Below are 15,245 nucleotides of genomic sequence, written 5' to 3' on the forward strand. Positions count from 1 at the left end.
GGGGTACTAAAATGGATTTATCATCGATTATTGGTTTAATAATAGCTTTTGTTTCGCTATTAGCAGGAATGTATTTTAAAGGTGTTACTCCTGATGCATTACTGAATCCAGGAGCGATACTTATTATCATCTTCGGTACGATCGCAGCGATTACGATCGCATTTCCTAAGAGTGAACTAAAACGTATACCTAAGCTGTTTGGTCTTATCTTCAAGGAGCAAAAGTTAGTAAGTGATGTAGAGATTATTAAAATGTTTTCACAATGGGCAGATTTAGCTCGTCGTGAAGGGCTACTTGCACTTGAAAGCAAAGTATCCGAAATTGATGATCCGTTTTTGAAAAATGGATTGACTTTGGCTATTGATGGTCAAAATGCAGATTATATCCGCGACGTCTTAAACGAAGAAGTGGAAGCGATGGAAGATCGCCACGCAAGTGGAGCTTTGATTTTCTCGCAAGCAGGTACATATGCCCCGACTTTAGGGGTACTTGGTGCAGTAATTGGGCTTATCGCGGCACTAAGAGATTTAAACGATATTGATAAATTGGGACATGCTATTTCAGCAGCGTTCGTAGCGACACTTCTAGGTATCTTCACAGGATATGTATTATGGCATCCATTTGCAAATAAGTTAAAACGTAAATCTAGCCAAGAAATTCGTCAAAAAACAATGATGATTGAAGGTATTTTATCGGTTCTAGAAGGTGAAGCTCCTCGCGTAATCGAACAGAAATTGGCATCTTATTTAACCAAAGAAGATCGCTCTCAAATAATGGACGAAAGCGGGGCGAGTGGCCTTGGCAAAGAGATCTAAACGAAGAAAAAGGCATGAAGAACATACAGATGAATCTTGGCTAATTCCATATGCCGATATCCTAACATTATTATTAGCGCTCTTTATCGTCTTATTTGCTTCTAGTACCGTCGATGTACAAAAAATGCAACAGCTTTCTACAGTTTTTAGTTCTATCTTCGATTCAGGTGATGGCGTTTTTGAGCAGCCATCACCAGTTGAACCACAAAAGCCAAAAAGCTCAGAAAAAGATAGTGACTCAGCATATTTAGAAGATCAAGAAGCCTTATCGCAGATAAAAGGGAATGTAGATGAATTTATTGCTGTGAATGAGCTTGAAAAGCAATTCGCAACAAAGCTAACAGATGAAGGATTACTCGTTACAATTCGTGATAGTATTCTCTTTGATCCAGGTAAAGCTAATGTAAAAGAAGAGTATCAGAATATTGCGAAAGAATTATCCGAGTTACTTGTATTCGATCCAGCGCGTCATGTCATCATTACAGGATATACAGATAATGTACCTATGAATAATGCAGAATTTGCTTCGAACTGGGAGCTAAGTGTTATGCGAGCAGTTAATTTCTTGAAATTAGTTGTAGATGAAAATGCTAAACTTGATCCAGCATTCTTTAGCGCAAAAGGATATGGAGAAAATGAACCTGTTGCATCTAATAAGACGGATGAAGGTCGTGCAAAGAATAGACGCGTAGAGGTACTTATTCAACCTTTAGTGAAAAAGGATGGTACAAATACAAACGAAAAAGAAACATCAGCAAAATCAGAATAAGAAAAAACGATATGTATTTTACATATCGTTTTTTTTTTTTGACATTCTTAAAACAAAAGTTTATAATCTAAACAAATGTATTGAGGGTGATGACATGAATGAAAAAGAGTTAATGATCCTAAAGCTTATTCGCCAAAACCCATTTTTGTCCCAACAAGAAATGGCTGAAGAGTTAAAGATGTCTAGACCCGCTTTAGCGAATATTATCTCAGGATTAACACGTCAAGGTAAAATTGTCGGGAGGGCGTATATATTGCCGGAAGAAAATGAAGTGATTTGTATCGGTGGAGCTAATATGGACCGTAAGTTTCATATTAAAGGTAAAGCTCAGTTGGGTACGTCTAATCCTGCTGCCGTTACTCAAAGTATCGGTGGAGTAACTCGAAACATCGCCGAAAATTTAGGACGCCTAGGACACCATGTATCACTTATAACAGGTGCAGGTAAGGATTCAGATTGGAACGCTATTAAGGAAGCTTCAGCAAGCTATATGAATGTTTCTAACGTAGAACAATTCCAAAACGCTTCAACGGGTTCCTATACGGCAGTTTTAGATGAGCAAGGAGAAATGCTTTTAGCTGTAGCGAATATGGATGTATATGATCTATTAGTGCCAGAGTTGCTGATGAAGCACGAGGCAGCGATGTCAAATGCAGCATGTATCGTTATGGATTTGAATTGCCCTAAAGAAACAATCGAGAGTATCAAAGAACTTGCATTGGTGAGACAAATACCATTTGTATTAATTCCAGTATCGTCACCTAAGATGGATCGTATGCCAAAAGATTTAAATGGCGTAACATGGTTTATCTGTAATCGTGATGAAGCAGAAACCTATTTGGATAGTACGATCACTTCAGAGGAAGACTGGAAGAAGGCAGTACAAGCTTTATTGGAAAAAGGCGCCGAAAATGTAGTTATAACAGCAGGCAGTAGAGGTGTCTATGCAGCGTCTAAAGATCTCGCTGTGAAGAACTATGCTGCAATTCAAATTGATCATGTTGAAGATGTAACTGGTGCAGGAGATGCTTTTGTAGGGGCATTGCTACATAGCTGGATTCTACAAGAGCCCTTCGCTGAAAATATTCAAAATGGTTTGATGAATGCAGCAAAAACTTTACAAAGTGCATTTACAGTAAGACCAGAGTTATCTGCAAATAAATTAAAAAATGAGCTGGAGGAATAATTCATGAAACAATACTTATCATTCTCAGAAGAAGTAAAAGCTGCACAAGAGAAAGGGCTACCAATCGTAGCATTAGAATCTACAATCATTTCACACGGTATGCCATACCCACAAAACGTTATTACAGCACGTGAAGTAGAACAAATCATCCGCGATAACGGTGCAGTACCAGCAACAATTGCAATTTTAGACGGTAAAATCAAAATCGGTCTTTCTGATGAAGAATTAGAAGTACTAGGTAATTCACCAGACGTTGCAAAAACATCTCGTCGTGACCTTGCTTATTTACTAGCAACAAAACAAAAAGGTGCTACAACTGTAGCTGCAACAATGATTTGTGCAGAATTAGCTGGCATTGAAATGTTCGTAACAGGTGGTATCGGTGGTGTTCACCGTGGTGCTGAAACAACAATGGATATTTCGGCTGACTTAGAAGAACTTTCACAAACAAATGTTGCAGTAGTATGTGCAGGTGCAAAATCTATTCTAGATATCGGATTGACTTTAGAATACCTTGAAACAAAAGGTGTTCCAGTAATCGGTTATGAAACAGACTTAGTACCGGCATTCTACACACGTGAAAGTGATTTCGCTGTAAACTTCCGTGCAGATAATCCTGAAACAGTTGCAGAAACATTACGTGCAAAATGGGATCTTGGACTTAAGGGTGGAGCAGTAATTGCTAATCCAATTCCAGAAGCAGATGCAATGGATCACGATTTCATCACGAACATCATTGAAACAGCATTGCAAGAAGCTAATGAAAATGGTATTAGTGGTAAAAAAGTAACTCCATTCTTATTAGGTAAAGTAAAAGAATTAACAGAAGGCAAGAGCTTGGTAGCCAACATCGCATTAGTAAAACATAATGCAGTAGTAGGTTCTAAAATTGCTGTAGCTTTAAATAAATAATTAGATGAAAAAAAGCTAGGAACAAAGCCATTATATTATGGCTGTTCCTAGCTTTTTTATGATTTTCGAAGTGAGCCTAATTCAGTTACGATTGCTTGCATCTCACTTGGGCTAAATGCGTCACGTTTCATAACCATTTCATAAAGATAGACAAGGTCTTCGTATTGCTCGGTATCAAAATGCTCTGGTTTCATTGCATCGGCATTAACCATACGAAGTTTATCTTTGATCATATCAATCATATAGATGACATTCTCAGTAGAGGGTTCAGTTAAATTCATAGGATTCCCTACCTTTCGTTCCATACATAGTATCATTTCATGCAATGTATGGAATGTCAATTACAAATTGATTAGGCTTTTGCAGATGATTGCTCAGCTTTGTTATTTAATTTTTCTTCTTTCTCTTCTTTTAGCTTTTCTTTAATACGTTTCGTTTCAAAAACAACTATCCCTGATAAGCCAATAAGACCAATTAAGTTTGGAATGGCCATTAAGCCATTTGCAACATCAGAGAATGTCCAAACGATATCAAGTGGAATAGTTGCACCGATAAATACGAAACCTACGAAAATAATACGGTAAATTAAAAGAGCAAACGGATTTTTAAATAAATACTGGAAACATTTCTCTCCATAGTATGCCCATCCTAAAATAGTAGAAGAAGCAAAGAAAATTAATCCGATTGCTACAACAATTGGTCCCCAACTACCTAAGAAGTGACCAAATGCTTGAGTTGTAACTGCATTAGCTTCTAATTTTGGGTTTGTATAAACACCAGACATAACAATTGTTAAACCAGTGATTGAACAGATTAAGAATGTATCAAAGAAAACTTGTGTCATTGAAATAAGTGCTTGTCGACCAGGCAAATCTGTTTTCGCAGCAGCAGCAGCGATTGGAGCAGAACCTAGACCCGCTTCATTGGAGAATACTCCACGAGCAACACCATAGCGGATTGCGGCACCGATTGCCCCACCTGCAGCAGCTTCTCCAGAGAATGCCATTTTAATAATTGTCATGAATGCTTCAGGTACAGCAGTAATATTCATAATAATAATAATTAAACCAGAAGCTAAATAGAAAACAGCCATAACAGGAACAAAAACAGCTGTTACTTTCCCGATAGATTGAATTCCACCTAGAATTACAAGACCTACAAAAATAGTTAAAATAATACCAGTAATCCATGGATCAATTTTAAAAGTAGAATTTACAACTCCAGCAACTGAGTTGGATTGTGTACCGTTACCGATACCAAATGAAGCTAACACACCGAATAACGCGAATAATACAGCTAACCATTTCTGTTTAAGACCATGCTCAAGATAATACATCGGTCCACCGGCCATTTGTCCCTTCGAATCTTTTACGCGGAAGCGGACTGCTAATATAGCCTCACTATACTTAGTTGCCATACCAAAGAATGCAGAGAACCACATCCAAAATATAGCACCAGGTCCACCGAGAACAACTGCTGTTGCAACCCCAACGATATTCCCGGTACCAACTGTTGCAGCAAGTGCCGTTGTCAAAGCCTGGAATTGTGAAATATCACCTTCTGCATCTGCAGAGTGTTTTTTAGAGAATACAAGTCTAAGAGCTGTTGGTAATAGTCTAAGTTGTAATACACCCACTCGAATAGTGAGATAAATCCCTGAACCGACGATTAAGACAATTAATGGAATACCCCATAATACGCCTGATATCGAACCTAAAATCTCATTTAACTTATCCATTTAATAATTCCCCCTCAAACACTATTTTTGTAAAATATTCCTCCTATTTCTATTAATTTCCCTATCATATACTATTATTCTTAATTTTCTGTCTATAAGTCAAGAAATATTTTTTAAAGAGATTACATTGTATAGCCATCACTTTAGTTTTATTGTTAAAGTAGAAGGGCATACTATTTCAAAGGGATTAAATGCAAGGAGGAATTTATTATGTCGAATAAGTTATTTGTAGGAATCACAATTGGTGCACTTGCTGGAGCAGCAATTAGTATGTTGGATCGTAGTACTCGTGAGAGCACATGTAAGAAAGCTAAAAGCATTTCAAATGATGTTAAGTATTATGCAAAAAATCGCGATGAATTTGTTGAAAAAGTACAAAACAAAGTGGAAAAGTATCAAACTTTATATGATTCATTTTCAACCGAAAAAGATTATTTAATGGAAAAAGTTGATGAAATTCGAACATATACACCACAAGTAAAAAATCTAATAACGGATACTAAAAATGCATTTGTATCTCCAAAAGAAAAAGAGGAAGATCCTAACATAATTCATCTTTGACCTGAACAAAGGGGGAGAGATCAATGAGTAGAAACAATCGTGATGATTCAAAGTCTTCAACTGTATTTGATAAGGTGAAGATGATGCAAATAGAGAAAAGGGATAAGGATGAAAAGGTTAATGATATAACGACATCAAAAGGCTTTTTGATGGAGATTATACAGCGGATAAAAAATGATGATATTTCGGGCTTTAGTGCGCAGTTAGCGTATTTCTTCCTATTATCTTTTTTTCCATTACTCATTTTCTTAGTGACATTACTACCGTTTTTAAATATTGATCCAGATCAAATTTATTTATTTTTGAATGCCATTTTGCCTGATCAAGTGTACTCATTGATAATTGGGACAATTAGTGAAGTTTTAGAAAATAGGAACGGTGGATTATTGTCGATAGGTATTATCGGTACGATTTGGTCAGCATCTAAAGGTGTAGATGCGTTGATCAAATCAATAAACCGTTCTTATGATAAAAACGAAACAAGGCCATACATTATAGCGAGATTTGTGTCTGTAATTTTCACGTTTTTATTAGTAGGATTGATTATTGTGGCATTGCTACTATCAGTCTTTGGTAGGCAGATTGGTGTTATACTATTCTCTTACTTTGGGTTAGCGGTAGATTTCTTGAAGATTTGGAATAGTATTCGTTCGATCATACCACCTCTATTGATTTTCACAGTATTAACAACAATGTATTGGATTGTACCTAATATAAAGTTGTATTTACGCAGTGTATTACTCGGTTCGGCTGCTGCGACGGTTGCATGGATAGTGTTATCTTATGGATTTTCTTACTATGTTAGTAATTTTGCGAATTACTCTGCAACATATGGTAGTATCGGGGGAATTATCATATTAATGTTATGGTTATATTTCACAGGCATGATTTTAATGGCCGGTGGACAAATTAATGCCATTATGCAGAAGAGACTAGAAATATTGGAAGTACGAAAAAAAGAGTGACCTTAAATGGTCACTCTCTTTTTTATATGTTTTTATTTAACAGTCTCAAACCGTTTAAAATCACTAAAATTGTACTACCTTCATGTCCGATAACACCTAAAGGTAAATCTACTACTTGTAGGAAGTTTGAGATAATAAGCAAAGCAATGACCGAAATAGAAAATGCAATATTTTGCTTAACGGTTTTTTGCATTTTACGCGACAGTTTAATTGCATAAGCAATTTTAGAAAGGTCATTTTTCATCAATACAACATCCGCTGTCTCTAATGCAACGTCTGTTCCTTCACCCATTGCAATCCCTGTAGTAGCTGTTGCAAGTGCAGGGGCATCGTTAATACCGTCACCAACCATTCCGACATGTTTGTACTTGGCCATTAAATCTTTCATATGTTGTACTTTTGTTTCAGGCAAGCACTCTGCAATATAAGCATCAACACCTGCTTCTTTGGCGATCACTTTAGCGGTATTCTCATTATCCCCAGTCAACATAATTGTGTGAATACCTAGCTCTTTTAGCAGGGCAATTGCACGTTTTGCTTCTTCACGAACCGTATCTTTCATTGCAGCGATGGCAACAATTCCTTTTTCATCACGAACGAAAATAACTGTTTTACCTTCATCCGCTAATGTAAGTGCAATCCCATTAGCAAAACGCACTGCATCTTCACGACCAACGAAATCAGCTTTCCCTACCTTATAAGCAATGTTATCTACAACTGCTTTCATACCCCAACCAGGAACATCTTCAATTTGAGCTTTATCGAAGGATTTTAGTCCTTGTTGTTTCGCATAAGCCGTAATCGATTGTGCAAGAGGGTGATTTGATTGTGATTCAATACCAGCGACTATAGAGAGCATTTGTTGCTGATCAATACCATCACGAACTATAAACTCAGTGACGATTGGTTTACCTCGTGTAAGTGTCCCTGTTTTATCAAATGCGATGGCATTTAATACACTTAAATTTTCTAAATGAACGCCACCTTTAAATAGAATGCTGCTTTTCGCCCCATTAGAAATGGCCGATAGTGTAGCTGGCATTATAGATGCCACAAGAGCGCAAGGTGATGCAACAACTAGTAATACCATTGCGCGATAAAATGTAGTTGTCCAATCCCAATCCAGTAAGAAGTGGGGGATGAACATCATTAGCAAAACGGCGATTAAAACAAGTTTTACATAAGTACCTTCAAAACGTTCAATAAATTGCTGAGAAGGTGATTTCTCATCTTGAGCAGATTGTACAAGGTCAATGATTTTCTGGAATAGAGATTCGGAGTTTGGTTTCGTCATTTCCATAGTCACGGCACCACTCATATTGACAGTACCTGCAAATACTTCGTCACCTTCAAGCTTAGTAACAGGTATTGCTTCACCGCTAATCGCAGCCTCATCAATCGCGGTAGTACCTTCAAAAATCACTCCATCCGCTGGAACTCGTTCACCTGGTTTAATAAAAAGGCGATCACCTTTTTTTAAAGTAGAAACAGAGACGCGAGTTAGTTCACCTAGTTCATTTACTAGCCATGCTTCTTCAGGTTGTAAATTCATAAGTGCTGAAATTTCTTTGTGACTTTTATTCATTGCGTATGTTTCAAGTGCGCCACTCACCGCAAAGATAAAGATTAAAATTGCGCCCTCAGTCCAATAACCAATAATTGCTGAACCGACTGCTGCTAAAATCATAAGAAATTCTACATTTAGTTCCTTATTAGCAATTGTTTCTTCAACGCCTTCTTTTGCTTTTGCGAAGCCACCAATTATAAATGCAAAGACATAAACAAGTATAGATAAAGTGTTCATATCATTTTTCCCTAATAACCAAGCAATTAATATGAAGACACCTGAAGAGAGAGCTGCAATGAGTTCAGCGTGTTCTTTCATATTCTCAATTAGCGAGTGGTTTTGTTGTTTTATAGTTTCCATTGTTATACCTCCTGATAATGAATATCAATATCAAAACCTCTTTTAATGAATAAAACTGGCTTACCACAAGGGCTTGCCAGTCATTTTTACAATCATTTTTAATTTAGAATTATTATAACATAGAGTATATAATTGGGGAAGTGCATTGTTTAATAAATGTTAGTTTAAGAGAAAATGTGCATGTAGAAAATAAAAAAACTCTCGAAAACTATAAATAGCCTCCAAGAGTTTCGTAAAGATTCTATTAAAATACGCGTTCAGCGTGTATTGCTAATTTATCAAGAGATGATTTTTGAACGTCTGCGTGTAATGAGTTACCGTGAGAGTCCATTGTTACGACAGCTGTGAAACCTTCAACTGATAAGTGCCACATTGCTTCAGGAATACCAAATTCCATTAAGTCTACGCCATCGACTGATTTGATACAGTCCGCATAGTATTGTGCAGCGCCACCGATTGCATTTAAGTAAACGCCTCCGTGTTCAGCTAAAGCAGAAAGTGTTTTTGGCCCCATACCGCCTTTACCCATAACTGCGCGAATACCAAATTTTTTCATAATATCGCCTTGGTATGGTTCTTCACGGATAGAAGTTGTTGGACCAGCAGCTTTTACTGTCCAATTATCATTTTCGTCTTTTGCCATTACTGGACCACAGTGATAAACGATTTGTCCGTTTAAATCGACTGGAGAGTCATGACTCATTAAGTGATGGTGGATAGCGTCACGGCCAGTATACATACGACCAGTGATTTTAACTACATCACCAACGTTTAATGAACGAATTTGTTCTTCAGAGATTGGTGCTGTTAATTCAACAACTTTTTTCTCCGATTTTGGTTCTTCTGTTTGTGGTTCGTCTTTGAACGAGATTTTCTCACCGTCTTGGTAATGCCAGTTTTTGATTTCACCAGTAGTAGCGTCAACATCGATTGCCATACGACGGTAAGCCCAACAGTTATAAGCTACAGATACGTAGAATGATGCTGGGATACGGTTCATAACGCCAACTTTACAGCCAAGTAATGTTGCCTCACCACCGAAGCCCATTGTACCAATACCTAATGTATTAGCTTTTTCAAGTATGTAATCTTCTAATTTAGCCAAATCAGGATTTGGATTTGTGTCATCAACATGACGGAATAATTGTTCTTTTGCTAAATCATATCCAGATGAGCGGTCTCCACCAATCCCAACACCGATAAATCCAGCTGAGCAGCCTTGACCTTGTGCTTGGTATACAGAGTGAAGAACACATTTACGGATACCATCTAAGTCACGACCAGCGCGTCCAAGTCCTTCTAATTCAGTAGGTAAGCTGTATTGAATATTTTTGTTTTCACAGCCGCCACCTTTTAAGATTAACTTAATTTCGATGAAGTCATTTTCCCATTGTTCAAATTTCATAACAGGGAGACCTTCACCTAAATTATCACCGCTGTTTGCACCAGTTAATGAGTCTACTGAGTTTGGACGAAGTTTAGCATCAGCAGTAGCACGAGCGATTGCTTTTTTGATTACTTTTTTGATTTCAATTTGGTTTACACCAACAGGAGTTTTAATTTTGAATGTTGGAAGTCCAGTATCTTGACAGATAGGTGAAATATTATCGTCAGCCATATGAATGTTAGTAGCGATTGTATCTAAACTCATAGCAGCACGAGTACCAGCATTTTCAGCATCTTTCGCTTTTTTTATTGCGCGGCGTACATCTTTTGGTAAGTTTGTAGATGTTTCAGTTACTAAATCATAAATGCTTTGTTCAAGCTTTTCTAAATTCATGTAAATTGCCCCCTCAAATAAGGAAATGTTTTAATTCCAATACTCATTATACCCTTTTCAAAATATGAAAAAAAGAGCGTGAATTCACGCTCTTTTTTAAATTGATAAAAATTATTCATTTTCATTAATTAGTTTTCAGGTCTGTCATTGAATTGATCCATTTTTTCTTCTAAATCGTCCATCATCTGAATAAGGCGATCGATATCTTCTAATTCAGTAGTTTCAGGGTCAATTGCGTCTAGCACTTCTAAAAAGATTTGAAGACGTTCTTTTAGGTAGGTCACTTGTTGATCTTTATCTGTAATTGATTTACCCATCATTACACCTCATTTCTTCTACCCAATAGTAGCTGATTTATATAGTTTTTTCAATTGAATTACGGAAATACTAGGACTTATTAAATGTTTTAATGTTATTTATATTTAGAAAATTTACATTATTTAAGTATTGTGATAAAGTGAATATAAGAATAGGAAAGGAGAATAATTAGAAAAGCAAATTGAAAAACCTGTAGTAGAGGGAGGGAGATAGCAGTTAAAGGCGAACTACCGCTAAGGATTTAAAGGCAACTGCAAATTAAAATGAATAATAGTCATTGTTAGAGGGCTCAGTACACATGTTATCAATGTGAACTGGGCCTTCATTTTTTATGGAGAAAAGCATATCAGCATCCAATCGAGTTATGATAATATTGTACAAGAATTAAGTAGCACTTAAATTGAAATATTCGCAAGGAGGAAGAAATGGAGCATAGTATTAATTTTAAAAAGAGAAGATTTTGGATTTTGGTAATTATGGTCTCCATTTCGGGATTCTCTCAAGGGATGTTATTGCCGCTTGTGTCGGTGATTTTTGAGCAGGATGGTGTTTCTTCTGCTTTGAATGGTTTGAATGCAACAGGTTTATATATTGGAACATTATTAATAGCCCCTTTTATCGAACAACCGTTACGCAAATTTGGATATAAACCAATTATTGTGATAGGTGGAGCACTCGTCTTTTTATCTTTACTCATGTTCCCGTTATGGAAAAGTATAACGTTCTGGTTTATATTACGATTGCTGATCGGTATTGGGGATCACGCATTACATTATGCAACACAAACGTGGATTACAAGTACGGCTCCAGCAAATCGACTTGGTAAAAGTATCGCAATTTATGGCTTATCATTTGGTCTAGGTTTTGCATTCGGACCTTTATTTGTACCATTGATGAACATTTTCGAGGCATTACCATTTATCGTGTCATCGGTTCTTTGTTTAGTAGCATGGTCACTTATTTTCTTATTGAAAAATGAGCGTCCAGAGGCGATTCAAATGACAAGTGTAGATGAAAAAGCATGGGGACGTTATGTATCGGCCCTGAGATATGCTTGGGTAGCATTTTTACCACCATTTTGTTATGGCTTTTTAGAATCCTCTTTAAATGCATTGTTCCCGGTTTATGCACTACGACTATCATTTGATGTAGCAATGTTATCTTTTATTTTGGCAGCTTTCTCAGTGGGCGGGATTATCTCTCAAGTGCCATTAGGTATGCTTGGAGATAAGATTGGACGTCGCAGAATTCTATTAATTGCCTTAGCAGGTGGGGGAACGATTTTCGGTATCGGCAGCTTTCTTGAGGGATCTGAAATTTTGGTAGCTGTTGTCTTTTTATGTGCCGGATTATTTGCAGGTTCATTATTCTCATTAGGAATTACATATATGACAGATTTAACTCCAAAAGAATTGTTGCCAACTGGTAATTTACTATGCGGTATATTTTTTAGCTTAGGTAGCTTGAGTGGACCATTTTTAGGCGGTCTTTATTTACAATTTGTTACCCAATATAGCTTCCTTTTACTTGTATCAATCATGTTACTTGGTGTGTTTTTCATTTCTTTAATTGGTGGAAGAACAGTAAAGCGATCTATATAATTTAGGGTCTTTGTTACTTTTTAAGTAACAAAGACTTTTTAATTTGAAAAATTAAGAAAAAAATCAGATTTCCTTTAATCTTCCTTCATTTCTATTTGGTTTAATAGAAGTGAAAGGAGAGGTTTCAAGTGAAGAAGAGAAAGTTGAAATTAAGAATTAAATTAGTGATGGTTCTATTAGTATTAGGTTTACTATGGATTGCTAATTTATTTATAGATGAAAGGCAACAAGTAACGCAGGCTGAACCGGGGCTATTTAGTGAAAATGCCATTTTAGTTGATTTAAATAGTGGAAAGGTTTTGCTTGATAAACAAAGTGAAATGGAAATATATCCTGCATCTTTAACGAAAATGATGACCGCCATTGTAGCAATAGAGAACTTATCTGATTTAGAACATCGAATCACAATTCCAAGTGTGATGTTTGATAAGATTCGTGCTGAAAATGCCTCGGTAGCAGGATTTGTAGCACAAGAGCAAGTGACAGTACGTGATTTATTATACGGGAATATGTTACCTTCTGGAGCAGATGCGTCGATTAGCTTAGCCATTGCTGTTTCAGGCTCAGAGAAAGCCTTTGTAAAGTTAATGAATGACAAGGCAAAAAGCATTGGTATGAATAATACGCATTTTATGAATGCTACAGGTTTACAAGATACTGAGCACTTTTCAACTGCTAAAGATTTATCGAAATTACTACGTTATGCTTTACAGGATGAAACATTCTATAAAGTGTTTACGGCAAAGCGTTATACTACTTCAGCAACAAATGTACATCCAGATGGCATTCCTTTTTATAGCTCAATGTTTGAAAAGCTCCCCTCCATTACTATTGAAGGTGGAATGATTTTAGGTGGCAAAACAGGCTATACAGATAAAGCAGGGCTTTGTTTGGCAAGTTTAGCTGAGAAAGATGGTAAGCAGTATATATTCATTACAACGGGAGCACCTGGAGATCATAATACGGAGCAGTTTCATATGACTGATGCTCTTGCTGTTTATAATCAAATATTCTAATGAGTTGGATTGTACTTGTGAGTGCGATCCTTTTTTCGTTGCGGCGGTGGAGTTGTCAGAAGAGATTACATAGATTTGATGAATATACTTTATGAATTCGATATCCATGCAAATTGTCAGTTAGTAGATTTGGCAAAACTTATACGTATGACTCTTACAATGTGATGATTGATGCCAACAGTGGTTGACGCCAAATCTAGAGCAATCGGGGTATTAAGTAATAATAAAAAAGACTGAAGCTCATAAGAACTTCAATCTTTTTAATGGATTATTTCAATGTTAATAATGTGACTGATTCAACATGAGCTGTTTGGGGAAACATGTCAATCGGTTGAATATATTCAATGTTATATACCTTTGTAAGCTCCTGTAAGTCCTTTGCTAAAGTCGATGGATTACAAGAAGTATAAACAAAGCGTTTTGGTTTAACTTGTAAAATTGTATTTAGAAGGCTTGGTGCAAGACCGGTTCTTGGAGGATCTACTGTTAGTACATCTGGCACGAATTTTTCTTTGCGCCATTTTGCTAACCATTCTTCAGCGGAGCCTGTCACGTATTTAACATGGTCAAAGCCATGCTTTTTGGCGTTTAGCTTAGCATCTTGAATACTTTCTGGAATAATATCCATCCCACGTACTTCTTTTGCATCCTTTGCCAACCAAAGACCGATTGTACCAACACCACAATAAGCATCAACAACAGTCTCTCTGCCTGTTAATGCAGCTGCTTTTTTAATCTCATTATAGAGATGGACAGTCTGTGTAGGGTTAAGTTGGAAGAAGGCACGTGCTGATAAATCAAAAGCAAGTTCACCAAGTTCTTCATGAATCGTCTCTTTTCCAGCTAGTGTATATGTCTCGTCACCAAAGATTAATGAGGTTTTTTCAGCATTAATATTTTGCACGATGGATACAACAGCTGGATCAATTTGTTTTAATCGTTCGACAAGCTCTTCTTTTTTAGGGAAGTTTTTACGTGTCGTAATAAGCACGAGTTGTATTTCACCTGTTTTTATTCCAGTACGAACAACAATTGTACGTACAATTCCTTTTGAGCGACCATCGTAAATAGGGATGTTAAGCTCATCTAAAATACGTTTTGTAGCCGTTGTGATTTTCGTTGTTGCAGGGTGTTGTACAACGCATTCTTCAATATTCAACAGTTTATGGCTATTGGCAGAATACAAACCAGCAAGCACTTTATTGCCAGGCTTCCGTACTTGGAATTGGCTCTTATTTCGATAATGCCAAGGATCGTCCATGCCCATTGTAGGACGCACATCGATTTTGTTTGCTTGTGATTTTACATACTTTGTTAGAGCTTGAACGATGACATCTCGTTTTGCTGCTAACTGCCCTTTGTATGTTATATGTTGTAATTGGCAACCGCCACATTCCTCATAAACTGGACATGGTGGTGTTTGGCGTATCGGTGATTTTTTGTGAATTTTCACAACTTCTGCTTCTGCAAAGTTACGATTAACCTTCGTCACTTGTGCGATGACGTCTTCACCAGGAAGAGCGCCTTTGACGAAAACAACGTTACGTTTATAGTAGCCGATTCCTTCACCATTAATGCCGAGCCTTTTAATTGTTATATTAAGTTTTTGTCCCATTTCCATAATTGATTGTTGCGTCAAAAATTACACGTCCTTTTT

Annotated in this window: 14 protein-coding genes; 8 read left to right on the forward strand and 6 right to left on the reverse strand. The window is 36.8% G+C overall.

Annotated features, from left to right (window positions below; all coding sequences use genetic code 11):
* The first annotated feature begins 11 nt into the window (after positions 1-11).
* The 4 genes from motA (at position 12) to AC3IS5_RS02670 (ending at position 3,682) form a co-directional block, all read left to right on the forward strand.
* The gene (gene motA, locus AC3IS5_RS02655; RefSeq protein WP_489426463.1) at positions 12-815 is read left to right on the forward strand and encodes a flagellar motor stator protein MotA; all 804 of its coding nucleotides are present in this window, start codon (positions 12-14) and stop codon (positions 813-815) included.
* Complete coding sequence (gene motB, locus AC3IS5_RS02660; RefSeq protein ID WP_489426464.1) at positions 799-1,584, forward strand: flagellar motor protein MotB; 786 nt, start codon at positions 799-801, stop codon at positions 1,582-1,584. The genes motA and motB overlap by 17 nt, the downstream gene beginning before the upstream one ends.
* Positions 1,585-1,678: 94 nt before the next feature.
* Entirely contained in the window at positions 1,679-2,770 is a 1,092-nt protein-coding gene (locus AC3IS5_RS02665) for a carbohydrate kinase (protein WP_489426465.1), read from the forward strand.
* A 3-nt stretch (positions 2,771-2,773) separates the two neighbouring features.
* Positions 2,774-3,682, forward strand: coding sequence for a pseudouridine-5'-phosphate glycosidase (locus AC3IS5_RS02670; RefSeq protein WP_489426466.1), 909 nt, complete (start codon positions 2,774-2,776; stop codon positions 3,680-3,682).
* A gap of 56 nt (positions 3,683-3,738) precedes the next feature.
* On the opposite strand, the gene AC3IS5_RS02675 is transcribed toward AC3IS5_RS02670, so the two are convergent.
* Positions 3,739-3,963, reverse strand: a complete 225-nt coding sequence (locus tag AC3IS5_RS02675; RefSeq protein ID WP_489426467.1) for a DUF1128 domain-containing protein — start codon at positions 3,961-3,963, stop codon at positions 3,739-3,741.
* A 71-nt stretch (positions 3,964-4,034) separates the two neighbouring features.
* Positions 4,035-5,420 (reverse strand): alanine/glycine:cation symporter family protein, encoded by a 1,386-nt coding sequence (locus AC3IS5_RS02680; protein ID WP_489426468.1) that lies wholly within the window; start codon positions 5,418-5,420, stop codon positions 4,035-4,037.
* A gap of 210 nt (positions 5,421-5,630) precedes the next feature.
* Here AC3IS5_RS02680 and AC3IS5_RS02685 point away from each other — a divergent pair, with 210 nt between their 5' ends.
* Together AC3IS5_RS02685 and AC3IS5_RS02690 are read left to right on the forward strand one after the other, a co-directional pair.
* Positions 5,631-5,981, forward strand: a complete 351-nt coding sequence (locus AC3IS5_RS02685) for a YtxH domain-containing protein (protein ID WP_489426469.1) — start codon at positions 5,631-5,633, stop codon at positions 5,979-5,981.
* A 23-nt stretch (positions 5,982-6,004) separates the two neighbouring features.
* Entirely contained in the window at positions 6,005-6,946 is a 942-nt protein-coding gene (locus tag AC3IS5_RS02690; RefSeq protein ID WP_489426470.1) for a YihY/virulence factor BrkB family protein, read from the forward strand.
* A gap of 22 nt (positions 6,947-6,968) precedes the next feature.
* Here the strand turns inward: AC3IS5_RS02690 and AC3IS5_RS02695 are convergent, their stop codons facing one another.
* The 3 genes from AC3IS5_RS02695 to AC3IS5_RS02705 all read right to left on the reverse strand — a co-directional run bounded on the left by AC3IS5_RS02695 (position 6,969) and on the right by AC3IS5_RS02705 (position 10,970).
* Positions 6,969-8,873 carry a heavy metal translocating P-type ATPase gene (locus tag AC3IS5_RS02695; RefSeq protein ID WP_489426471.1) on the reverse strand — a complete coding sequence of 635 codons (1,905 nt, stop codon included), beginning with the start codon at positions 8,871-8,873 and terminating at the stop codon, positions 6,969-6,971.
* Positions 8,874-9,117: 244 nt separating this feature from the next.
* A complete protein-coding gene (locus tag AC3IS5_RS02700) occupies positions 9,118-10,653 on the reverse strand; it encodes a fumarate hydratase (protein WP_489426472.1) in 1,536 nt (511 codons plus the stop codon).
* Positions 10,654-10,781: 128 nt separating this feature from the next.
* A complete protein-coding gene (locus AC3IS5_RS02705; RefSeq protein ID WP_038178566.1) occupies positions 10,782-10,970 on the reverse strand; it encodes an SE1561 family protein in 189 nt (62 codons plus the stop codon).
* A 426-nt stretch (positions 10,971-11,396) separates the two neighbouring features.
* On the opposite strand from AC3IS5_RS02705, the gene AC3IS5_RS02710 reads away from it, so the two are divergent.
* Both AC3IS5_RS02710 and AC3IS5_RS02715 read left to right on the forward strand, forming a co-directional pair.
* Positions 11,397-12,572 (forward strand): MFS transporter, encoded by a 1,176-nt coding sequence (locus AC3IS5_RS02710; RefSeq protein ID WP_489426473.1) that lies wholly within the window; start codon positions 11,397-11,399, stop codon positions 12,570-12,572.
* A gap of 128 nt (positions 12,573-12,700) precedes the next feature.
* Positions 12,701-13,588 carry a D-alanyl-D-alanine carboxypeptidase family protein gene (locus AC3IS5_RS02715; protein ID WP_489426474.1) on the forward strand — a complete coding sequence of 296 codons (888 nt, stop codon included), beginning with the start codon at positions 12,701-12,703 and terminating at the stop codon, positions 13,586-13,588.
* Between the two features lie 268 nt (positions 13,589-13,856).
* Here AC3IS5_RS02715 and rlmD read toward each other — a convergent pair whose 3' ends face one another.
* Positions 13,857-15,227: a 23S rRNA (uracil(1939)-C(5))-methyltransferase RlmD gene (rlmD, locus tag AC3IS5_RS02720; RefSeq protein ID WP_489426475.1), complete on the reverse strand. Its 1,371-nt coding sequence runs from the start codon at positions 15,225-15,227 to the stop codon at positions 13,857-13,859.
* Positions 15,228-15,245 lie beyond the last annotated feature (18 nt).

The sequence above is a fragment of the Viridibacillus sp. KH_047 genome (genome assembly GCF_057838945.1).

Excerpts from the sequence above, each read along its gene's own strand:
- motA (WP_489426463.1), top strand. The coding sequence starts at position 12 with ATGGATTTATCATCGATTATTGGTTTAATAATAGCTTTTGTTTCGCTA.
- AC3IS5_RS02665 (WP_489426465.1), top strand. The coding sequence starts at position 1,679 with ATGAATGAAAAAGAGTTAATGATCCTAAAGCTTATTCGCCAAAACCCA.
- AC3IS5_RS02670 (WP_489426466.1), top strand. The coding sequence starts at position 2,774 with ATGAAACAATACTTATCATTCTCAGAAGAAGTAAAAGCTGCACAAGAG.
- AC3IS5_RS02675 (WP_489426467.1), bottom strand. The coding sequence starts at position 3,963 with ATGAATTTAACTGAACCCTCTACTGAGAATGTCATCTATATGATTGAT.
- AC3IS5_RS02680 (WP_489426468.1), bottom strand. The coding sequence starts at position 5,420 with ATGGATAAGTTAAATGAGATTTTAGGTTCGATATCAGGCGTATTATGG.
- AC3IS5_RS02685 (WP_489426469.1), top strand. The coding sequence starts at position 5,631 with ATGTCGAATAAGTTATTTGTAGGAATCACAATTGGTGCACTTGCTGGA.
- AC3IS5_RS02690 (WP_489426470.1), top strand. The coding sequence starts at position 6,005 with ATGAGTAGAAACAATCGTGATGATTCAAAGTCTTCAACTGTATTTGAT.
- AC3IS5_RS02695 (WP_489426471.1), bottom strand. The coding sequence starts at position 8,873 with ATGGAAACTATAAAACAACAAAACCACTCGCTAATTGAGAATATGAAA.
- AC3IS5_RS02700 (WP_489426472.1), bottom strand. The coding sequence starts at position 10,653 with ATGAATTTAGAAAAGCTTGAACAAAGCATTTATGATTTAGTAACTGAA.
- AC3IS5_RS02705 (WP_038178566.1), bottom strand. The coding sequence starts at position 10,970 with ATGGGTAAATCAATTACAGATAAAGATCAACAAGTGACCTACCTAAAA.
- AC3IS5_RS02710 (WP_489426473.1), top strand. The coding sequence starts at position 11,397 with ATGGAGCATAGTATTAATTTTAAAAAGAGAAGATTTTGGATTTTGGTA.